General features: G+C 46.4%; 19 protein-coding genes. 8 read left to right on the top strand and 11 right to left on the bottom strand.

Annotated elements, in window-relative coordinates; translation table 11 throughout:
- Nucleotides 1-6: 6 nt before the first annotated feature.
- Together HHL16_RS15175 and HHL16_RS15170 are read left to right on the top strand one after the other, a co-directional pair.
- Entirely contained in the window at nucleotides 7-771 is a 765-nt protein-coding gene (locus tag HHL16_RS15175; protein WP_169426029.1) for a GLPGLI family protein, read from the top strand.
- 138 nt (nucleotides 772-909) lie between these two features.
- Nucleotides 910-1662: a glucose 1-dehydrogenase gene (locus tag HHL16_RS15170; protein ID WP_169426028.1), complete on the top strand. Its 753-nt coding sequence runs from the start codon at nucleotides 910-912 to the stop codon at nucleotides 1660-1662.
- Between the two features lie 434 nt (nucleotides 1663-2096).
- Here HHL16_RS15170 and HHL16_RS15165 read toward each other — a convergent pair whose 3' ends face one another.
- Nucleotides 2097-2957 carry a hypothetical protein gene (locus HHL16_RS15165; protein ID WP_169426027.1) on the bottom strand — a complete coding sequence of 287 codons (861 nt, stop codon included), beginning with the start codon at nucleotides 2955-2957 and terminating at the stop codon, nucleotides 2097-2099.
- A gap of 420 nt (nucleotides 2958-3377) precedes the next feature.
- On the opposite strand from HHL16_RS15165, the gene HHL16_RS15155 reads away from it, so the two are divergent.
- Together HHL16_RS15155 and HHL16_RS15150 are read left to right on the top strand one after the other, a co-directional pair.
- On the top strand, nucleotides 3378-3956 hold the full coding sequence (locus HHL16_RS15155; RefSeq protein ID WP_169426026.1) for a hypothetical protein: 579 nt from the start codon (nucleotides 3378-3380) through the stop codon (nucleotides 3954-3956).
- A gap of 955 nt (nucleotides 3957-4911) precedes the next feature.
- On the top strand, nucleotides 4912-5397 hold the full coding sequence (locus HHL16_RS15150) for a hypothetical protein (RefSeq protein WP_169426025.1): 486 nt from the start codon (nucleotides 4912-4914) through the stop codon (nucleotides 5395-5397).
- A gap of 103 nt (nucleotides 5398-5500) precedes the next feature.
- On the opposite strand, the gene HHL16_RS15145 is transcribed toward HHL16_RS15150, so the two are convergent.
- The 10 genes from HHL16_RS15145 to HHL16_RS15100 form a co-directional block, all read right to left on the bottom strand.
- Nucleotides 5501-6307: a DUF4350 domain-containing protein gene (locus HHL16_RS15145; protein ID WP_169426024.1), complete on the bottom strand. Its 807-nt coding sequence runs from the start codon at nucleotides 6305-6307 to the stop codon at nucleotides 5501-5503.
- A 10-nt stretch (nucleotides 6308-6317) separates the two neighbouring features.
- Entirely contained in the window at nucleotides 6318-7367 is a 1050-nt protein-coding gene (locus tag HHL16_RS15140; RefSeq protein ID WP_169426023.1) for a Gfo/Idh/MocA family oxidoreductase, read from the bottom strand.
- 59 nt (nucleotides 7368-7426) lie between these two features.
- Nucleotides 7427-8206, bottom strand: coding sequence for an SDR family oxidoreductase (locus tag HHL16_RS15135; protein WP_169426022.1), 780 nt, complete (start codon nucleotides 8204-8206; stop codon nucleotides 7427-7429).
- Nucleotides 8207-8239: 33 nt separating this feature from the next.
- A complete protein-coding gene (locus HHL16_RS15130) occupies nucleotides 8240-9094 on the bottom strand; it encodes a fumarylacetoacetate hydrolase family protein (RefSeq protein WP_169426021.1) in 855 nt (284 codons plus the stop codon).
- Nucleotides 9095-9127: 33 nt separating this feature from the next.
- Nucleotides 9128-9691 (bottom strand): LUD domain-containing protein, encoded by a 564-nt coding sequence (locus HHL16_RS25055; protein WP_169426020.1) that lies wholly within the window; start codon nucleotides 9689-9691, stop codon nucleotides 9128-9130.
- Nucleotides 9688-11073, bottom strand: coding sequence for a lactate utilization protein B (locus tag HHL16_RS15120; RefSeq protein WP_169426019.1), 1386 nt, complete (start codon nucleotides 11071-11073; stop codon nucleotides 9688-9690). Before HHL16_RS15120 ends, HHL16_RS25055 begins: the two co-directional genes overlap by 4 nt.
- Before the next feature lie 11 nt (nucleotides 11074-11084).
- On the bottom strand, nucleotides 11085-11822 hold the full coding sequence (locus HHL16_RS15115; RefSeq protein WP_169426018.1) for a (Fe-S)-binding protein: 738 nt from the start codon (nucleotides 11820-11822) through the stop codon (nucleotides 11085-11087).
- A complete protein-coding gene (locus tag HHL16_RS15110) occupies nucleotides 11822-12586 on the bottom strand; it encodes an SDR family oxidoreductase (protein WP_169426017.1) in 765 nt (254 codons plus the stop codon). Before HHL16_RS15110 ends, HHL16_RS15115 begins: the two co-directional genes overlap by 1 nt.
- A 68-nt stretch (nucleotides 12587-12654) precedes the next feature.
- On the bottom strand, nucleotides 12655-13893 hold the full coding sequence (fucP, locus tag HHL16_RS15105; RefSeq protein WP_169426016.1) for an L-fucose:H+ symporter permease: 1239 nt from the start codon (nucleotides 13891-13893) through the stop codon (nucleotides 12655-12657).
- 12 nt (nucleotides 13894-13905) lie between these two features.
- Nucleotides 13906-14238 (bottom strand): L-rhamnose mutarotase, encoded by a 333-nt coding sequence (locus tag HHL16_RS15100; protein ID WP_240966178.1) that lies wholly within the window; start codon nucleotides 14236-14238, stop codon nucleotides 13906-13908.
- A 229-nt stretch (nucleotides 14239-14467) separates the two neighbouring features.
- Here HHL16_RS15100 and HHL16_RS15095 point away from each other — a divergent pair, with 229 nt between their 5' ends.
- The 4 genes from HHL16_RS15095 to HHL16_RS15080 are packed head-to-tail and all read left to right on the top strand — an operon-like array spanning nucleotide 14468 to nucleotide 21950.
- Nucleotides 14468-14614 (top strand): hypothetical protein, encoded by a 147-nt coding sequence (locus tag HHL16_RS15095; RefSeq protein ID WP_169426014.1) that lies wholly within the window; start codon nucleotides 14468-14470, stop codon nucleotides 14612-14614.
- Nucleotides 14615-14618: 4 nt separating this feature from the next.
- Complete coding sequence (locus HHL16_RS15090) at nucleotides 14619-16868, top strand: glycoside hydrolase family 95-like protein (protein WP_169426013.1); 2250 nt, start codon at nucleotides 14619-14621, stop codon at nucleotides 16866-16868.
- 28 nt (nucleotides 16869-16896) lie between these two features.
- Complete coding sequence (locus HHL16_RS15085; protein WP_169426012.1) at nucleotides 16897-19350, top strand: glycoside hydrolase family 2 TIM barrel-domain containing protein; 2454 nt, start codon at nucleotides 16897-16899, stop codon at nucleotides 19348-19350.
- A 47-nt stretch (nucleotides 19351-19397) separates the two neighbouring features.
- Nucleotides 19398-21950 (top strand): glycoside hydrolase family 95 protein, encoded by a 2553-nt coding sequence (locus HHL16_RS15080; RefSeq protein ID WP_169426011.1) that lies wholly within the window; start codon nucleotides 19398-19400, stop codon nucleotides 21948-21950.
- Nucleotides 21951-21956 lie beyond the last annotated feature (6 nt).

The raw sequence follows: 21956 nt of genomic DNA, 5'->3' as shown, positions 1-21956 counted from the left end.
ACTATCATGAAAATTTTTCTCTTCATAATATTGTCCCTTACCTGCTTTGCAGGTGCACAGGCGCAGCGTTTCATTCAGCATGGCACCATCACATATGAACAGCGGGTGAGCCAGAAAAAATTGATGCAGGCCGAAGATCCTACGATCAGCAAAGAAATGCTGGATGCGACTTCCGAGTCATTCATCATCAATAACAGACTGATTTTTTCCGGCAATAAGACATTGTACACCGGCATGCCGGGACAGGAAGAATTCATGTTGATGATTATGAAATCCCGTGTATGGTCCGATCTTGAAACCAGGAAAGCGGTATTCAAAACCAATAGCATGCACTTCAAAGGCATATATGAAGACAGCTTGTTGAAAATGCGTTGGCAGATTCAGAATGAAACCCGAAACATTGCTGGTTTCAAATGCCGTAAAGCAATCGGTACAATGCTGGATAGTGTAGTGGTGGTGGCTTTCTATTGTCCGGAAATAGTACCACAGGGCGGCCCTGAAATTTTCAGTGGCTTACCCGGTATGATATTAGGCATTGCGATACCGCGTTTCTACACCACATGGTTTGCTACGAAGGTAGAAGTAGGGGAGCCTGGTGCCGAAGTATTCAATATACCATTTGAAAAAGGAGAAAAAATTGTTCCGATTGAAGAGTTCAGGAAAGATTGGAGAAAAACTCATGATCAGAAGAAAAAGATGCCTGATGATCATGTAAACATCATTATCAAAGGAATGCAATACCAGCTACCATCATCGATGAAGGAATTTTAATAGCGGGGCTTCGTAAGCAACCGGTCGTATCAGGGAATTTCGTATCTTTTAACTCTCTGAACACCTGCTCATTTAAACTACAAGCATAATCCCTTCGATAAACCCTGACCATGTTTTGATCATCAAAAAACATTTTTTATGGGTTTACTCAGCAAGAAAACAGCTATCGTAACCGGTGCCGGATCAGGCATCGGACGCAGCATTGCAGAATTGTATGCAGCGAATGGCGCCTCCGTTATTGTAACGGATATCGACGAAAAAGGTGGCCAGGCCACAGTGGATGCTATCCTCAAAGCCAATGGGCAGGCGCATTTCATTAAAGCAGATTCTTCCAAAGCAGGGGACAATGAAAAGATAGTCCAGGAAGCGGTTGCGAAGTTCGGCAAGGTCGATATCGCATGCAACAATGCAGGCATTGGCGGCCTCGCGGCACCCACAGGTGAATATCCCATCGATGCATGGGATAAAGTGATTGCCATCAATCTCAGTGGTGTATTTTATGGCATGCGCTATCAGATACCCGCCATGTTGCTGAACAAAGGAGGTGTGATCATCAATATGGCCAGCATTCTTGGGCAGGTGGGTTTTGCAGGTTCTCCTGCTTATGTAGCTGCGAAGCATGGTGTGGTGGGTCTTACAAAAACTGCTGCTATCGAATACTCTTCCAAAGGCATACGTGTGGTGGCTGTAGGCCCCGGCTTCATCGAAACACCTTTATTGACTGATAAGCTCCCTGAAGAAAAGATGAAAGCGCTGGCCACTTTGCATCCTATCGGAAGGTTGGGCAAACCTGAAGAGGTAGCAGAGCTGGTGCTCTGGCTCAGTTCTGAGAAAGCGAGTTTTGTAACAGGAGGATATTATGCGGTGGATGGGGCGTATCTGGCACCATAAAGAGATTCACATACAGCAATCATGAATTGCGTACGGATAAACCATGGACAGACCTTGGTGTAACCATAGATAGACCATGGATAGGAGTCGAAGCACTAACGAAGTAAGGAGGGAGTAAGGTCTGAGTGAGGTCCGGATCAACGTGGATATGACGTGGACTTGATCTGGAAGTGAGCTGGAATTGAGGTGAACATCTTTTCGGAGGTGTTTGGAAGAACTGCTTTGCAGTAGCATGATGCATACAGCATCTGGTGGAGTAAAATGGATGGTGAGTACAATAACATTTCGGAGAGATTTGGAGTGGAATTGATCAAAAAACGATGGTTGAGATAATAAGGGTTCGCGGAGGCTTGCTCCGGAGAGAAAAATTAAATCAGTTCATCATAAAATTCTTCGCTTAATTATTCAACGAAGTGCTGAAAGAAAGGAATGTGCTATTCCCTTTGTTCTTTCAGACGAGTATCGTGAGATAATTGGTCGCGTATTGAATCAGGCAACTGTTGCATGCTTTCTTCACTATCAGATTGCCGCGAATATTGTGCCAGTACTGCGTTTGAGGCAGGTTGATTTGCCTGTTGTTTTTGCTGCTGTTGCTGACGTTGTTGGTAACGAAGTTGTCTACGCTGTTTATTGCTGAGCGTATCAGTTGGTGGTACTTCTACCTTGATGATCTCAGTACAGTGGAATCGTTTATCGTACAAAGGATATTTGCCCTGATAAGGATTGGCCTGCAACACTACCATCAGTGTGCCTTTGCCGGGAACATTCGCATCGAATATCAGGGGATTTTCCAGTGGCTGATCTTCGTGCTTTGCTGTAAATTCATGAGTAAAAGCCTGCTCCCTGAGGTTATTCACTTTGCCTGTTGCCAGATCAAGCCTCATGGCAATGAGTTTGATCTCCATATGCGTAACACGCAAAAGCCTGGGAGGTATGATGTATCTGATGCGGAGGATATTGTCAGCATCTAATATATGGGAGGATACGAAATTTGCTATGCGGGTTTGCTGATTGAAACGAAAACCGCGTAATCCTTCTACGCCCTCTTCGATGAGTTTTTTGTTCAGGCGGTTTACATGACTGCCATCTTTCTTTCCTTTCAGGTATGGCGCTAATGCCTGTCTTATGAGCTTGCCGGTATGGCTCGCATCTCCGAATGCCTTCGCTGCCTTACGTGTAGAATCAGTTTGTGATACATGCTCAGGCATGCTGCGCAGACAATGTTTTCCATTTCGTTTGTAGCTGATGAGATCACCGAACCTGCCGGTGAATTTCAGTTTTCCAGATAGTTTCATGTGATAATGGTTAATGTATTAGTGATAATTTATATGAATCTAACGAAAACATGCAGGAATCGGCTGTGGGAAATTGTTAAAATGTGGGCTGGATGAAGGTTTTGTGGTTTTCTATTACAGCAGAGGATGGTGTGATATAGCGAAAGAGATATGGGTTTTCTTTCTCCAAAATCAGCAAGCAGGTTCCCGAGAAACATAATGAAAAAGAGACGAGGTAATGGGCTTGGGAGGAGTTTTATTTGCCAAATAATTTAGTGGTTTAGCATCTGCATTACTGTTATTTAAAATTTAGTATCTATACACCTTCAGATGGCACTTACACGCCTTACTCTGGAAGTACGAAAAAAGACGCGATGGAACCTGTAATTATTACGTTCCCACGGAAAAAGAAAACAAGTAATTAATGTTAATTTTGATTAAATGTTAAGACTAATAATAAATATACCCTGCTTGCTATTATTAGTTTCTTTCTCTTTCAATTGCAAGGCACAAGAGAAGATAAAGAATTTGAATAATGAAATCTCAGAATTTAAATTTGAACGATATAAGCCAGATACGTGTTTAATGGATTTGTTAACTGCGATTACTGAAGCAGATTCGTTACATATTCGTTTTCCTAAAGAATTATACTACTTCTCTCTCCAAATAACACGCAATACCAGCTATGAGTCGCTTGTTATTGTCCCAGAACAATGGTCTGAATATTTGCCAAACGATTGCTCAGGATTAATCGAGATCAATGGTATGGACTATGTGTGTTGTGGCGACTTACGAAAAAACTCCTTGTTTACTCGTCTTGGCGAGATTAAGAGAAAAAGAATTAAGATAAAAACGTCTTCAAAATATGATTCACTTGATATGAAAGATAATTTTACACATTGGGACAATGCCCCTTTTGCGGTAATTGGCAATTTAGGAACGTGCTCACCTAAAATTGTTGAGATATATGTAAATATTGGACTTAGGCTAGATGGATTTAAGAGTGCAACCAGGAAGTGAAAAAGAAGCGCGGAGACGAGCACGCAGATACTTTAGTACATATGTACAATTTCATATTTTGTTTTTTTTATACTTTTTTAAAATGGAGAAAGGGGTTTGAATCTATTTCGACCGCTGCTGCCGTTGTGGGGTTAACATTAATAATACACGTTGTTTTCCTTTATTCCCTTCTAAGATATTTTGTGGGATTTTCAATAGGCCCTTTCGGTGAAGCTTTTAGTTATGGACAGAGAAAGCTTTTGTTATTACCGTTGCTCCTACTTTTTCAATATTTAGTTTACTTGCTGTATTACAAAAAAAATGGCCCTGCTATTCTTGAAAGGAAAAGTGGAATGAATTTCCGAACCGTCAGTAACGTACTTAAGGTTGTTTGTTTAATTGTTGTTCCGATTATCGCCATAATAGTATTTACAAAACTTGCAATACCAGGTTAAAGAATTAAGATTCTTATACGTGGCAATGTGACTGCCAACTCTATCAAGAAATAATTTGATGATATCCTAAGTTTTCCAAAGACCATGTGATACAAACCAGGTCACAAAATATCACCAATGGTGTGGATGTTGTGACAACGCAGTATGCCTGGAATGGAAAACCTCTTGTGATAGTACAAAAACAGGAAAAGGCTGCTCCTAATGCACAGTCTCATGTGATCGTTACCAAATTTACTTATGATGATCTCGGTAGATTACTCACGGTTAAAAAGACAGTAAATAGGTGGAGATAATACAATAGTTGTTTCAACTAAAGTTGCCGGAGGTTGGGGAGGTGCTTGGATAGGGGCTAAGGGCGGAGGTGCTACTGGCGCCTTTATTGGCTCTTTTATTGGCCCGGTTGGCACAGTCGTTGGAGGGTTTATTGGAAGTATTGTAGGAGGAATAGGAGGTGCCATTATTGGTTCTAATGTCGGGGAGACAGTAGGTGAAAAAATTGTTGAAATCAAAAATTAATAAGCATGATGAAATATATAGAAAGTAATGATAAAGGTGATATTATTTATGTTCATACTGGACATGATACAGTTCTGGAGTTGAAGGATGTAGAGGACTACTATTTCAAGATACTATGCCTGATTTTTTTAAAAAGCCCGATAGTGTTGATTACAATCAAGCCTCAGAATTATTCTTTTACTCAAGGAATGGAAAATAATTACATCCTTAAAGCGAATAATACTGAGTTGTTAGTCAGCGAAATATCAAATTTCGGTTCCGAACTTTTGAATGCAATTTGTCAAGAGGAAGAATTTAAACGTGGGCTGTTGTTACTTGTAAGTTCAAAAAAGAAGGTAAATGAGGGTGAAATTTCGTCAATTTTATCGGCGGTTAATAACAACGCCCAAAGCTTGCCCTTAGATATTAAGGTGGCTTATTCAGAAAGTGATGGAAACACTTTGTGTTTATTGAATTCAGGCCTTAACTCGGAGACTTTATTAGGGTTATAGCTTATTCCAAATTTTTGTAGAAATTAGCAGGTCCTTGTATTTCTTTTATAACTAATCGACGAAGTTTGTTTAGACGTTGAGTAGAATTATGGCGATTTTGAAATTATTTTCTAACCTGCTTCAGCAACCAGTTCGCCAGATCTGTAGCTGCCTGCGGATTCTCATACTCAGCCGGTAATTTCTTTCCATCGATATACTCATTGTACACCCATGGATCGCCGATGGCGAGCACCGTGCCTTTACCGTATTTAGCTACCGCCATAATCACATGGCCGTTATCGGTGAATATAGAACGGGCTGGTTTCTCCACTGTAAGCGTGCTCAGCTCTTTGAGGAAGATCTTCTTTGCATTGGGCAGCAATTCATGTCCCGATGGAACTGCAAAAGCTCCTTGTTCGTATTGGTTGTTGAATACGAGATGATATCTGTCTTCATTGAAACGGATGCCGAATTTTGTACTGAGATCATTGAAGTGTTTGAATTCGGCATTGCCGCTATCGTTTGCGAGCATCACCAGTACGCCACCTTTCTTTACCCATGCAACGATGTTCTCGATATCTGCCGATTGAATGTAATTCGGTTTCGCTGTTTCTTTTTCAGTATCTGCGTCTACGATAATGTACACATTTGCTCTTGCAAGATTGTCTGCGGTTGGTGCAACAGACAATGAATCCGTTACTGCACCAGCGGCACGGAAACGATCTCCCCACATGCTGAAGCCGCTGCTGGCTTTGTCTTCCCAGGTATAATGCCAGCGCGCCATTTCGCCTGCTGCATTTTTCTTGTACTCGTTGTTGAAATAATAATCGAGCATCACTACCGGCGCCGATTTGCGGGCAGGTTGCGCTGTTGCGCAGGAGTACAGACCGAGCATGCTGCTCAATGCAAGGATGGAGAATACAGGTTTCATTGCTGCTTGTTTATAGTTCTACGATCTTTTTTTCGTCGCGGCTCTGGTAGGCCGCTTCAATGATGCGGATCACATTGGCGCCGTCGCCGGCAGGCACAAAATGTCCGTCGTAAATATTTGAGCTGATGGCATTGTACAGGCCATCATAGAATTCCATGTAATTGCCCTGTTCGGAAGGCACAAGCTCTTTCTTCGGTTGTCCGTTTTCCATGAGCACGAGCAAACCCTTTGCTGATGCCGGTTCGGTACCCCAGTCGCTGCCTTCGGGCTTGTGACCCGCAATCAGCATAGCCTCCTGCACATCGGCATGTGATTTCAGGAAAGATCCTTTGGTGCCATGCAATACATGCGCAGGCACAGGTTCAACAATAAGATAACCACCTTTGAGCCGCACACGCATATGAGGGTAGAAGAGCAGTATCTCAAAGTAATCGTCTACCTGCGAAATGCTGCGTTGTATCTGAATATCGCCAAATACTGCTTCCGGCATTCCGAATAACGTTAAGGCCTGATCGATGATATGCGATCCGAGATCGTACACGATACCCGTTCCTTTCACAGCGGTTTCTTTGTGCAACTTGGGACTGATATTGAGGTTGTATCTGTCGAAATGGAACTCTGCTTCCTTGATCTCGCCCAGTACACCACTTTCGATGATGCGTTGCAATGTTTTGAATCCGCTGTCGAACCGGCGGTTGTGATAAACAGAAATGATCCTGTCCTGTTTGTCGGCCAGTTGCTCCAGCTCGAAAGCCTCGGCTACTGTTGCTGTGAATGGTTTTTCCACTACCACATGCTTGCCAGCCAGCAGTGCCTGTTTAGCATGTTCGTAATGCGTTACATTCGGCGTGTTCACTACCACCAGATCGATGTTGCTGTCTGCCAGCATGGCTTCATAGCTGTCGTAACTGATGATGTTGGGATAGATTGCTGCTGCGGCTTTTTTGCTTCTTTCCCATACTGCATAGAGCTGAAAGCCCGGATGCAGGTCGATGAAAGGAGCATGGAAAACCTTTCCACTCATTCCGAAAGAACAGATTGCTGTGCGGATCATTTGCATACCATTCAGTTTTATTCAGCGCAAGATACCATCATTGTGGCTTCATTGCAGCATGCTCATCAGAGTGATCTGTCGAGATGCACATAACCGCCATCCACATGAATCAGCTGGCCGGTGGTATGGCTGCTGCGTTCCGATAACAGGAATGCGGTGGTGTTGGCGATCTCTTCGGCCGTTGTCATGCGATTGCCCAGCGGGATCTTCTGCACAATGCTGGCCAGTTTTTCTTCGGGATTGGGCAGGCTTTTGATCCAGGTTTCGTAGAGCGGCGTATAACATTCGGCTACTACAATGGCGTTCACACGGATGCCATATGGCAGCAATTCTACTGCCCACTCGCGCGTGAGCGCGTTGCGGCCACCGTTGGAGGCTGCATAGGCAGAAGTGCCGCCCTGTCCGGTTTCCGCTGTCTTCGAACTAATATTCACAATGGCGCCCTTGCTGGCTTTCAGTGCCGGCAATGCGTAGTGCGCCATAAGATAATAATGCACTAAATTCTTGTGAAGAGAAGCCATGAATGCTTCGTAGCTGCCGTGTTCGAGGTTTACACCATCGTTCACTCCGGCATTGTTCACCAGTCCGTCTATGCGGCCGAATTTTTCGAGGATGGCTTTGATGGCGGCTTCGCTCGATGCAGGATCGGTGAGTTCCGCTTCCACCTGCCATGCTTTTCCTCCTTCGGCTTCGATGGCCTGCACCACTTTCAGGTTATCGGCAGCTTTTCTTCCGATGATCACAGGAATAGCGCCTTCTTTTGCAAGTACAAGCGCAATGCCTTCACCGATTCCTTTGGCGCCCCCTGTAACGGGGATCACTTTATTTTGCAACTGGAGATCCATAGCGTAACAATTTTTGAATAAAGAATAGCTGACTTATGGTTTCCATGCCTGTGCGGTCTGAGTGCTGGTGCCGAGTCCGTCGATGCCCAGTTCCATTACATCACCCGGCTTGATGTACCATGGTTCCGGCTTCTGGCCGAGACCTACGCCTGCAGGGGTTCCTGTGGAGATCACATCTCCGGGCATGAGGGTCATGAACTGGCTGAGATAATGTATCAGGAATGGGATGTTGAAAATGAGGTTGCTGGTGTTGCCGTCCTGCATCATCTTTCCATTCACGGAGAGCCACAAACGAAGATTGTGCACGTCGGCCACTTCGTCTTTGGTAGCGATCCATGGTCCGATAGGAGCGAAGGTGTCGCAGCTTTTGCCTTTCACCCATTGTCCACCTCTTTCGAGCTGGAATGCGCGTTCGCTGTAATCGTTGTGGAGACAGTATCCGGCCACATGGTCGAGTGCGTCGGCTTCTTCCACATAGCTGGCTTTCTTTCCGATCACTACACCGAGTTCTACTTCCCAGTCGGTTTTGGTGCTGTTGCGTGGAATCACCAGCGGATCATTCGGGCCAACGATTGCGCTGGTAGATTTGAAGAATACTACCGGCTCCTTGGGAGGCTCCATATTGCTTTCTCTGGCGTGGTCTGCATAGTTGAGACCAATGCATACGATCTTGGAAGGCCTGTGCACAGGGCATCCCCAGCGGATATTGTCCGCCACTTCTGTGAGTGTTGGGTTTTTGCTCAATGCATCCTGCAACAACTGAATGCCGTTGCCTGCAAAGAAATCTTCGTCGAATTCTTTCACCAGATGGCTTACATCATAACGTTTATTGTTGATCACAACGCCCGGTTTTTCTTTGCCTGGCTCTCCGAATCTGATCAGTTTCATGTAGATTATTTTTTGAGAATGTTTACGTATTTGTTATGCCAGCAATACCAGCAGGCTCTTTGCGCCGTGTGCGCCGATTACGAGCGACTGCTCAATATCGGCAGTTTTTGACGGACCGGCAATAAATACACCGAATCCTTCTTTCATGGTATCGATGGTGGCATATGCATCGTGCATATCATGTACCAGTTTGCTTTTGTCCAGCACCAGTACAAGATTATGTGTGATGAAAGGCAGCGCCCTGTTCACACAATCCGATTCGTGCAGAAAGATGGCGCCGTTCTCGGCTACACCGAGTTGTCCTTCGAGGACCGTTACTTCGATACTGGCAGCATCGTGCAACAGATTCTGATGGCTGTTGCTGGGATGATGCACAAAGTCTGCAACGATACTGGCCTGCGGATAATGTTGCTGCACTGCTGCTGCGATCTCGTTCCTGCTGCTTAACTGCTGCACTGTTCCTCCCGCTCTTTCAACGGATGTTCTGAATGCAGTGATGGTATCTGTATCAGATTTAACCGAACTATAGGGCGCAGGCGCCGCAATGGTTTCGGGCTTATTCTTACGGATAGCTTCGAGTATGGATTGCCTGCTCACTTCGTTTCTTTTTTATGTTGTTTGTACCATTCTCTGAAACTCTGATCGGGTACCTTAGGAAGCTCGCGCTGACGGCCCCATGGATTGAGTGTGCCGTTCACGGCGAGTTTGGGGAACCAGCGAAGCATTCTGCGGGCCATCTTTCCGGAGAACGAAAATTTTTTCGGACTGGCCAGTACGGAAGCCATCATCTTCATTCCCGCTTTCTTGGCTGCCGGTGCATGGCCTTCGCGCGTGAGCACCTGACGCCATTTGTAGAGCTGATTATGGATATCGATCTTCACCGGACATACATCTGTGCAACTGCCGCAGAGCGTAGATGCGAAGGGAAGATCGGCGTATTCTTTCATGTCGATATTCGGAGCGAGTATCGCACCGATGGGACCGGCAACGGCATTGTGGTAGCTATGTCCGCCGCTTCGGCGGTAAACCGGACAGGTATTCATGCACGCACCGCATCGGATGCACTTCAGCGAATTGCGAAAGTCTTCTCTGCCGAGCTGTGTACTGCGACCGTTGTCTACGATCACTATGTGCATTTCTGCGCCCGGCGCGGGTTTTACAAAATGACTGGAATAAGTGGTGATGGCCTGTCCCGTTGCACTGCGTGCCAGCAATCGCAGAAAAACTCCGAGATCCTTTGTCTGCGGAATCACTTTCTCGATGCCCATGCAGGCGATATGCAGTTTGGCCAGATGTGCGCCGAGGTCTGCATTGCCTTCGTTGGTACACACCACAAAACCACCCGTCTCTGCGACAGCGAAATTAACGCCGGTGATGGCGGCATCGGCTGCCAGAAATTTCTGACGCAGGTGTTCGCGCGCAGCATTGGTGAGGTATTGCGGATCTGCAGATCCTTTTTTTGTTCCGAGGTGTTCATGGAACAACTGACCCACTTCTTCTTTTTTAATATGGATGGCAGGAAGAACAATATGGCTCGGTGGTTCGTTCCTCAGTTGAACAATGCGTTCACCGAGATCGGTATCCACCACTTCAATGCCCTGCTTTTCGAGAAAGGGATTGAGGTGGCATTCTTCTGTGAGCATGCTCTTGCTTTTCACAATTTTTGTAGCGCCCACTTTTTGCAGCAGCTTCAATACAATGGCGTTGTGCTCTGCGGCATCGGCTGCCCAGTGTACGGTAACGCCGTTGGCAATGGCATTTTCTTCGAATTGCTGCAGGTAGGTATCTAGTTTCGAGAGCGTATGTGCTTTGATCTCAGAAGCCTGCTGGCGAAGCAATTCCCAGTCGGGAACTGTCTGAGCAATGCGATCCCGCTTGGTTCTGATGAACCAGAGGGCTTCATCGTGCCAGTTCATCCGGTTGGTGTTCTGCACAAATTCTGCCGCTGCTTTGGGATGTGATGTATGAGTGAATGACATGCTGCTAAATCTTAACTGTTGCCGCAAAGTATCTCTGCAATATGCAAAACCCTGATGGGGAGTCGCTGTCTTCTGATCAAACCTTCCTGATGCATGAGGCAACTCATGTCGGTACCGGTAAGCACCTGAGCATTGTGTTGCATGTAGTCGCTGATCTTTGAATTACCCATAGCTGCAGATACTGCTTCTTCCGTAACACAGAAAGTTCCGCCGAATCCGCAGCATTCATCGCCACGAAGCAGGGGAACCATTTCGATATCCTTCACCATTTGCAGCAATTGCATGGGTTTGGAAAAAAACGGAAGCATGCGTTCGCTGCTGCTGCCGAGCTGTAAGCCGCGTTGTCCGTGGCAACCCTGATGCAGCGCCACTCTTCCGCGGAACGATACATCGAGTTGTTTTACTTTCAGCACGTCTGTGAGAAATTCGCAAAGCTCGTATACACGCGTGCGAACAGTGGTAGCTGCTGCTTCGTTGGATGCATCGTGTAAATGATCTTTCACATGCAGCACACAGCTGCCGGATGGGCTCACCACATAATCGTAACCAGTGAAGCTGCGGATGAAATTCTTGTTGCATCCTGCGGTATAATCTTCAAATCCTCCGTTGGCCATGGGTTGCCCGCAACAGGTTTGCTGTTCGGGGAAATCCACGTCCACTCCCAGATTCTGCAATAGCTGCATGGTTGCGATGGCCACATTGGGATAGAACTGATCTACATAACAGGGAACAAATAGGGCAACGCGCATCAGTTGTTCAGTTTAATGAAACCACCGTCGATAGGATAATCGCAACCGGTGATGAATCCTGCTTCATCGCTCACGAGATACAGCACCAGCGCCGCGATTTCATCGGGATGCGCCATGCGGCCGATGGGCTGGGTCTTGGAGAGTTTTTCGAACATCTCTGCTTCCTGACCCGCGTAATTATTTTTGAGGAATCCGTCCACGAACGGCGTATGCACTCTTGCAGGCGATACGGAGTTGCAACGGATATTGTCTTTGATATAGTCTTTGGCTACGGAAAGGGTCATTGCCATTACAGCGCCTTTTGCAGTGGAGTACACAAAACGATCTGCCAATCCAACCCATGCAGCGATGCTGGCCATGTTAACGATAACGCCGCCACCGGCAGCTTTTATCTGTGGAATGGAGGAGTAGAGGCAGTTGTACACGCCTTTCACGTTTACGTTCATTACACGGTCGAAGTCGGCTTCCTGTGTGTTGTCGGCTTTGCCGATATGCGCAATGCCGGCATTGTTCACGAGAATATGATGTGGTCCGATCTTTTCGAATGTCTGCAATACTTCCTGCTGACTGGTTACGTTGCAGGCATGCACGAATGCTTTTCCACCTGCGTCGGTAATGGCTTGCAGTGCATCGGCGCCACTCGCTTCGCTCAGTTCGATGATGTGCACAGTAGCGCCCTGTTTCGCAAACAGGGTGGCGATTGCTCTTCCGATTCCGCTTCCGCCGCCTGTGATTACTGCCTGTTTGTTTTGTAATGAGAACATGATATGTATTTGATGTAAGCCTGAAATTAGTATGATGTTGTTATTGAACTGCTATGTAGTAGCCTTTGTTACACAGACTTCACTTTGTATCCTTTCCATCCGAATAACGCTACTACTGCGAAACAGAGAAGCGGTACGATAAAAGAGGTGGCAAGTGATTTCTCTGAAATCAATCCCATCACAGGTGGAACTAATGCGCCGCCTACAATTGACATGATGATAAAACCTGATGCCCTTTTGGTATGAGCTCCCAGATCTTTTACTCCCAGTGCGAAAATTGTAGGGAACATGATTGACATAAAGAAGAATACAACCATTAATGCGTACACCGCCGTTTGTCCGGGCATATACACAATAACCGCACAAAGCAAAATATTGATGATAGCATACACAGTCAGCAATACATTAGCTGGAATCCTTTTCATGAGTGCAGTTCCGACAAATCTACCGATGGTGAACAGCAGCAACGCTATGCTAAGTAAATAGGCTGCCTGTGCATTCGTAATATCTTTTCCGTAATGAGTAGCATAATTGATGAACAGAGCTCCTACGCCTACTTGTGCGGCAACATAGAAGAATTGAGCAACAACTGACCATGTGAAATGAGAATAAGACCAGAGTTTTCTCACAGGGACTGAATTGTTCCCTGCTGTTTCTCCTTCTTCTCTGATTTCAGGAAGTTTGGTGAGATAAAACATCAGCGCTATTGCCAGCACCACAAATGTGATCACCAGATAAACAAAACTCACATTGGAAAGGTCACCACCAGTGTTGCCGCCTTCATTAAAGAACAGCTTTCCTCCGATTATAGGTCCGAAGAATGAACCAACTCCATTGAAAGACTGTGAAAGATTTAATCTGAAGGTAGAGCTTGATGGGGGACCCAATACAGTAACATAGGGGTTCGCAGCCGTTTCAAGAAAGGTCAATCCGGCTGCAAGGATAAACAATGCGATCAGGAACCAGTCAAAGTTTCTTACTACAGCAGCAGGGTAGAAGAGCAATGCTCCCAAGGCATACATGCAAAGTCCCATGATAATCCCAAATTTGTATCCCCGCTTTTTCATTACCCATCCTGCTGGTAGAGCCATCAGAAAGTAAGCCCCGAAATAGGCTCCCTGTAATAGAGTGGACCTCATTTTGGTGATGTTCAATGCCTCTTGAAAATGCTTGTTGAGAACATCCAATAATCCGTATGCAAATCCCCAAAGGAAGAAAAGACTGGTTACCAGAATAAATGGAAGCAGCAGTTTCTTTCCTGTGCCTGCGCTGATATTGGTTTGTTGTGTGGGTGAAGCAATCGCCATGTATGGGTGGGTTTAGAGTTGAAATATTTTATTCATCAGCATCCATTTCTCTCCGGGCTTTGCAGTGGGAAGCGCCTGCTGATAATTCCACATCAGCGTCTCCCATTTCTGCACCACCGGATCTGCTGCATCGGCTTTTCCTTTTTCTTCGAACGAAAAATGCTCGTTCACTTCCATGATCATGAACAGTCTGTTCTCCACACGATAGATCTGCAGATCTTCAATACCGGAATTCTTTATAGATGTAATGATCTCAGGCCACACCGCCTGATGGTAAGTCTCATATGCAATGATGAGATCGGGTTCATTTTTGAGATCAAGCGCAAAGCAATATCTGTGGCTCATTTTCATGCAGTGTTTCAGGATTTTCTAACCTCAATATTCATACATTTTGGGATATAATAATACCCATTGCCAAAATAGTTTACTACAATGGCAATTGCAGCAAATCTGCTCAATTAAATAGTAACTTATCTTGCAACAGACTAAATTTAAACCTTTTCCGGTATTGATTTTCGACGGGTTACTGAAGCCGGAAAAGTTTGTTCTCATTCACCTAAATTGCGACTGCTGTATGAAAAAGATCTGCCCTGCTTTTACACCGGCATTCCCATCCCTTGCCTGGGCGGGCGTACAGCTGATATTCGTCAGTACTTCCCGCTATTGCAAAACCACAAGCTTTTCCATCCAGCATTTCAGGGAAGTAACTTATTCAAAATAATACGATGGCAAGGTTCTGTTTTTTTCTGCTCACTTTATTGCTTTCAAAATTCTCCTTCGCCCAGCTGAATAAAGCCGGGTGGCAGAGTTTTATGGTGGATCAAAACATGGTATGGGACAGTCTCAGCACCAAATGGGAAGAGGGTGTTCCCCTCGGAAACGGATTGCTGGGAGTGATGATCTATCGGGAATCTGCCAATTCCATCAGATTCGATCTCGGCCGTACTGATGTGGTGGACCATCGCGAAGGCATCAATCCTTCACTGGGAAGATGCCGCCTGCCCATCGGGAAGTTCCTCCTCAATTCCAGCAGCCCCATCACCCATATCAAATTAGAACTCCATCTGCTTGGTGCAGAACTGACCGGAACCATCACTACAGAAAAGGGAAGTATCCGGCTCAGAGCAATTGCTGCGAAATCTGTAGAGGCAATGTTATTTGCCACACAAACCAGTACAGACGGGCTTTTTAACTGGGAGTGGAAACCTGAGCCATCCAAAAGTCCCTTTGCCACTTTGCGCGATTCAGCCGGAACGTATCAGCCCAACCCTCCGGGAAGGGATTCTGTTAGCGGAGATCTTCATTTCTACATTCAACCTTTGCTGGTAGGGGGCAATTATACTACCGCATGGAAACAGTTGAAAGCTGAGGATGAACAATTGCTGGCGGTGACTATCGCCAATTCGTATCCGGATGGCCATTCACAAAATCTGGCAGTTAGGCCATTGCTCCAACTTACACAGAACAGCATCAAAAATATCTGGACAGAACACAAGAAGATATCTGAGGAGACAGCAACCAGAAGTTTTATTTCAATCCCTGATGCACGGCTGCAAAGTTTCTGGTATACGCAGCAATACAAACTGAATGCAGCTACCGGCCGGAACAATTATCCCATCGATCTAATGGGCCCATGGTATCGCATCACTCCATGGCCGAAGTACTGGTGGAACCTCAATATTCAGCTTACCTATTACCCCGTATTCAGTTCCAATCAGATCGATCTGGCTATTCCATTGCTGAACATGGTGACCACTCATCTCGATAATCTCGCAAACAATGCGCCGGAGCAATATCGCCACAATGCAGCAGCATTGGGCCGTTCAGGGCCTTACGAAATGACCGGCGGCATTAAAGTGGTGAAAGGAAACGACAGCACCGGCAATAACAGCGGGTCTGCTTCACTCGAACTGGGAAATCTCACCTGGCTGCTGCACGTTTGCTGGCAGGCTTATGAGTACACGCGTGATCCACGCATCATGCAACAACTTTTTCCCGTACTGAAACGCAGCATACAATATTATCTGAACATCATGGAAAAGGAGTCGGATGGCAAATTCCATCTTCCTTACACCTATTCTCCCGAATATCCCAAAGGTGTTACACGCGATGCCAATTACGATCTGTCGCTGCTTCGCTGGGGATGCAAAACGCTGCTCTTCATCAACGGGCAACTGAATTTGAAGGATAACACTGCTGAGCAATGGAGTACAGTGCTAAGAGACCTCACACCATATCCGCAGGACGAATACGGACTGAAGATCGGCCGCGACGCCAGCTTTACGCTTTCTCACCGGCATTACTCGCATCTGCTGATGATCTATCCTTTGCACGAGATCAACTGGGAGCAGCCGGAAAATCAAAAACTGATCAGAACATCCCTCGAACAGTGGGAAAACAATAACAGCGCCTGGCGCGGATACAGCTACAGCGGTGCTGCCAGCATCTACGCCACTATGGGCAATGGCAATAAATCTTTACAGCTGCTGAATGATATGTTCGATAAAGGCCGGTTTGCCATCAAGCCCAATACCATGTATCTCGAAGCCGGTCCTGTGATTGAAACACCGCTGTCTGCCGTAACTTCCATCAATGAAATGCTGTTGCAGAGCTGGGGAGATATCATCCGTGTTTTTCCGGCTGTGCCTGATACATGGAAAGATGCATCATTCGATAAACTGCTTGCGCAGGGGGGATTTGAAGTAAGCGCTGTTAGAAAGAACGGACAAACCAGTTTCATCCGCATCAAAAGCAAAGCAGGTGCGCCCTGCCGCATCAGAACCGGATGGAATGGAAAAATCAGAACGAAAGGAGCCCGTGCATTCCATATTGAAACTAAAAATGGCATCACTGCTATCGACCTCAAAAAAGGCGAAGAAGTGACCATCTTCACCGGATCGACACCGGAAGATCTCACAGTAAAACCTGTAGCTACATACGGCCGCAAAAATTACTGGGGACTTCACAGCAACTGAGTACGTAAATGAAAACCTATAAGTAAGCATGAACAGGCACTTTTTGATGGGGATGACACTGCTGATATGCAGCATCCCCGCCGCTGCACAACAGGTAACACGTTTAACTAATCAATGGGAGTTCCTGAGACAGGATCTCGGAGGTATCTGGGAGGCAGTTCGCCCGGTGGGCAAAGGTAATCCTGAAAGTGTGCCGCTCTGGCAAACGGTAACATTGCCACATTGCGTGAATGCCATCGATGGTGTAGATCCTGATCAGAATTATTATCAGGGTCCGGCTTGGTATCGCACGCAAATGGTTATCAGTAATCCTTACGCCAATGGCAGAACCCTGCTGCATTTCGAAGGCTCAGGACAGAAAACCTCTGTGTACGTGTACAACACGCTGATCACAACACATGTTGGTGGTTATGATGAGTTCACTGCCGATATCACAGAGGCAGTGGCGAAGTTTCAAAAAGACTCTGTTTGCATAAAACAATTCAAGGGAAAGATTCCCATTTCAATCCGTACAGACAATTCAAGAGATCTGGAAATGATCCCTTCCAGTTTGTCTGATTTCAATATTTACGGAGGTATCTATCGTTACCTTAATCTGGTATATACACCTGCACTGAGTGTAGATAAACTCTTTGTGCTGCCAGAAACAGATAAAGATGGTAAGACCGGGAAACTCAGTGTGAGAGCGCGTTTCTACAATCCAGCCGGAATAAATGATGCGACTGTTGAACTGAAACTGATCGATCCTTCTGGTAAACTGGTTCAGCAAAAATCAGTGAATGTATCAGCAACAGGAGATCAGCAAATCGCCAATTTCGAGATCAGGAAACCGCGTGTATGGACAACCGAAACGCCGGTGTTGTACACCGTAGAAGCTGTTGTGAAATCTTCCGCTGGTGAAGCAAAAGAAATCAGCAAAGTTGGTTTCCGTCATTTTGAGTTTGTGGAGAATGGACCATTCATGCTTAATGGAAAGAGGCTTTTGCTGCGCGGTACGCATCGTCATGAAGATCATGCCGGCGTTGCTGCTGCCATGACGGAAGACATGATGCGCAAAGAAATGGTGATGATGAAGGAGATGGGTGTAAACTTCATCCGACTCGGCCATTATCAGCAAAGCCGCATCATACTTGATCTCTGCGATAGTCTCGGTATTCTTGTATGGGAAGAAATTCCCTGGTGCCGCGGCGGTCTCGGAGGAAATATTTACAAAGATCAGGCACGCCGGATGCTGGTGAATATGATTGAACAGCATTACAATCATCCTGCAGTAATCCTCTGGGGATTGGGCAATGAGAACGACTGGCCCGGCGATTTTCCCACTTTCGATAAGGAACTGATCCGTGCTTTCATGAGCGAACTCAATGACCTCAGCCATAAACTTGATCCTACACGCAAGACGGCCATCCGCCGATGCGATTTCTGTAAAGACATTGTGGATGTGTATTCTCCTTCGATCTGGGCAGGTTGGTATCGCGGGATCTATACGGAATACAAGTCCGTGTCGGAAATGGAAATGAAACGCGTGAAACATTTTCTGCACGTGGAGTGGGGCGGTGATTCTCATGCAGGCCGTCATTCTGAAAGTCCGGATAATGCTTTGATAAAAATAAAATCAGGTGGTGGCGCAGATGAGCGCGCAGGTGATGCATCGCTCTATGGCGGCGCAGCGCGCGTTTCAAAAGATGGGGACTGGAGCGAGTCTTATATCTGCAATCTCGTAGACTGGCATCTGAAAGAACAGGAAACCATGAGCTGGCTCACCGGCACAGCACAATGGCCGTTCAAAGATTTCTCTACGCCTGTTCGTCCGGATAACCCTGTGCCTTACATGAATCAAAAAGGAGTGGTGGAGCGCGACTTCACTAAGAAAGAAGCCTACTACGTTTTTCAATCATACTGGACAACCACTCCAATGGCGCATATCTACGGACATAACTGGCCCGTAAGATGGGGTGCCGAAGGAGAAGAAAAAATGATCAAGGTTTATTCGAACTGCGATGAAGCCGAACTCTTCCTCAACGGAAAAAGTCTGGGAGTGAAAAAACGCAGCAGTCAGGATTTCCCTGCAGCGGGACTCAGGTGGACGGCCGTTTTCAGCAAGGGTCAGAATGAAATTCGTGTAATCGCTAAGAAAGGAAAGATCACTGTTGCAGATACTGTTTCATTCCGTTATCAGACAGAGAAATGGAGCAAGCCTGCAAAGCTCAGCCTGCAGAAAGTTTCAGAACGCGACGGGGTTGTTACACTCGAAGCCAACCTGCTCGATGCAAGCGGCGTCAATTGTCTGGATGCAGCCAACTGGATCCGTTTCAAACTGGCAGGAGATGGCAAGCTGATCGATAACCTCGGAACATCTTCCGGTTCAAACTATGTGCAACTCTATAATGGAAGAGCCATTATCCGTGTAAAAACGAATGGCGGAAAATCTGTAGTCAGTGCAACGGTTGAAACAGTGCCTTCGGCATTTATAGAATTCTAATGATGCATCAGCATTTGATCATCGTTTGGTTAAATAATCATACGCTCATGAAACACTTCGTTCTATCCTTTTTTATTTTTTCTGCACTCGGTGCTGCAGCGCAGCAGGATCCTGCGTTGAAGCTCTGGTACAATCAACCGGCTACTGCCTGGGAAGAAGCTCTTCCGCTGGGCAATGGAAAAACCGGCGCCATGGTTTTCGGTGGCGTGCAGAAAGAACATTATCAGCTTAACGACAATACGCTCTGGAGCGGATTTCCCGATCCCGGCAATAATCCCAATGGCCCAACTGTTTTGCCACAGGTAAGACAGGCAGTGTTTGATGGAGACTATCTCAAAGCAGCGGCTCTCTGGAAAAAAATGCAGGGACCCTATTCTGCTCGTTATCTTCCGCTCGGAGACCTCTGGCTGGAGTTCAATCACAAAGATTCTACAGCCACTCAGTATTATCGCGATCTCGATCTCAATAACGCCATTTCTACTGTTCGTTATACAAAAGACGGCGTGGCGTATACCCGAGAAACATTCGTGAGTTTTCCTTCAAGAACAATGGTGGTGCGCATTTCAGCCAACAAGAAAGGTGCACTGAATTTCAACGTGGGGCTCACCAGTAAGCTGCATTTCGAAACCAGTACAGATCCAGCCAACCTGCTGGTGTTGAAGGGAAAGGCGCCGAAGTTTGTTGCCAATCGTCCATACGAACCGAAACAGGTGGAGTATGCCGATGATCCGAAAGGAGAGGGCATGACCTTCGAAATTCAGGTGAGAGTAACAACCAATGGTGGTTCAGTGTATGCCGAGGGCAATCAACTGAAAGTAAGCAATGCCGATGTTGCAGTGATCTATCTCACAGAAGCAACCAGTTTCAACGGATTCAATCGCTCACCGGTATCGGAAGGAAAAAATCCAACTGTCGAAGCCAGGTCCAATATGACCAAGGTATTTCCGCTGCCATTCGATCATTTGAAGAAACTGCATGTGAACGATTATCAGTCGCTCTTCAAACGTGTTCAACTTAATCTCGGTAAGAATGATGAGCTGCTGAAACAGCCTACAGATGAGCGTTTGAAGCAATTTGTTTCTCATAAGGGTGATAATGCACTGCAATCTCTCTACTATCAGTTCGGAAGGTATCTGATGATTGCGGCATCACGTCCGGGATCGAGACCTACCAATCTGCAGGGCATCTGGAACGAGCATGTGCAGCCACCATGGGGCAGCAACTACACCACCAATATCAATACAGAAATGAACTACTGGCTTGCAGAGAATACCAATCTCTCCGAATGTCATCAGCCATTGTTCAATTTCATCAAAGAGCTTTCAATAAACGGTGCAGTAACAGCAAAGGTGAATTACAATATCAACGAAGGCTGGACGGTGCACCACAACTCCGATCTCTGGGCTAAGACATCGCCACCCGGCGGATGGGAATGGGACGAGAAAGGCATGCCCCGCTGGAGTTGCTGGCCGATGGCCGGTGTTTGGTTCAGCACGCACCTCTGGGAACATTATCTCTACACAGGTGATCTGAAATTTCTGAGAGAGACCGCGTATCCGCTCATGAAAGGCGCCGCACAGTTTCAGTTGCAGTGGCTCATCAATGATCCGCAGAGTGGTTTCCTCATCACCAATCCTTCTACTTCTCCGGAGAATACGCTGAAGAAAGACGGACAGGAATATCAGGTGAGCATGGCCACCACTATGGATATGTCGCTCATCAGAGAACTGTTCACAGCATTGATCACAGCATCGGATCTGTTGAAGACCGATGCAGGTTTCAAAGCAAAACTCGTTGCAGCAAAAGCAAAACTCTATCCCTATCATATCGGCCAGTATGGCCAGTTGCAGGAATGGTTCAAAGACTGGGATCAGCCGACCGATAAGCATCGCCATCTTTCACATCTGTTTGGATTGTATCCCGGAAGTCAGATCACTCTGAACCGCACACCGGAACTGGCGGCAGCTGCAAAGCAAAGCCTTATTCACAGAGGTGATGTGAGTACAGGATGGTCGATGGCATGGAAGGTGAACTGGTGGGCGAGATTGCAGGATGGAGAACATGCATACAAAATACTCAGCGATGCGTTCACCTACATCAATCCCCGCGAAGTGCGGGAAGTGATGGGCGGTGGCGGAACCTATCCCAATCTCTTCGATGCGCATCCTCCGTTTCAGATCGATGGCAATTATGGTGCAACTGCGGGCATGACTGAAATGCTGCTGCAGAGCCATGATGGCCGCATCAGCCTGCTGCCTGCGCTTCCTGCTGCATGGCCTACAGGATCTGTACGCGGAATCAAAGCCAGAGGCAATTTCACTTTGTCCATCAACTGGGCAGATGGAAAGCTGGCTAAGGCCACCATTCTTTCGGGATCAGGAGGCAATTGCAGAATCCGCACCACCATCCCTGTGAAAGTAGTGGAAGTGAATGCAAAACCAGCTGCCGGTGAAAATGCGAATATGCTTAACACCGCATACGGATTACCTCCTTACGAAGTGGTGAACAAATCTGCCATTACACCACTTGCAACCGTAACTGAATATGTGATTGAATTCCCTACAGTAAAAGGCAAAACCTACACTGTTGTTCCTAAATAATCTGGT

Source organism: Pseudoflavitalea sp. G-6-1-2 (assembly GCF_012927185.1).
In the GTDB taxonomy this organism is placed as follows: Bacteria; Bacteroidota; Bacteroidia; order Chitinophagales; family Chitinophagaceae; genus Pseudobacter.
This window is presented reverse-complemented; position numbering and strand designations above follow the sequence as displayed.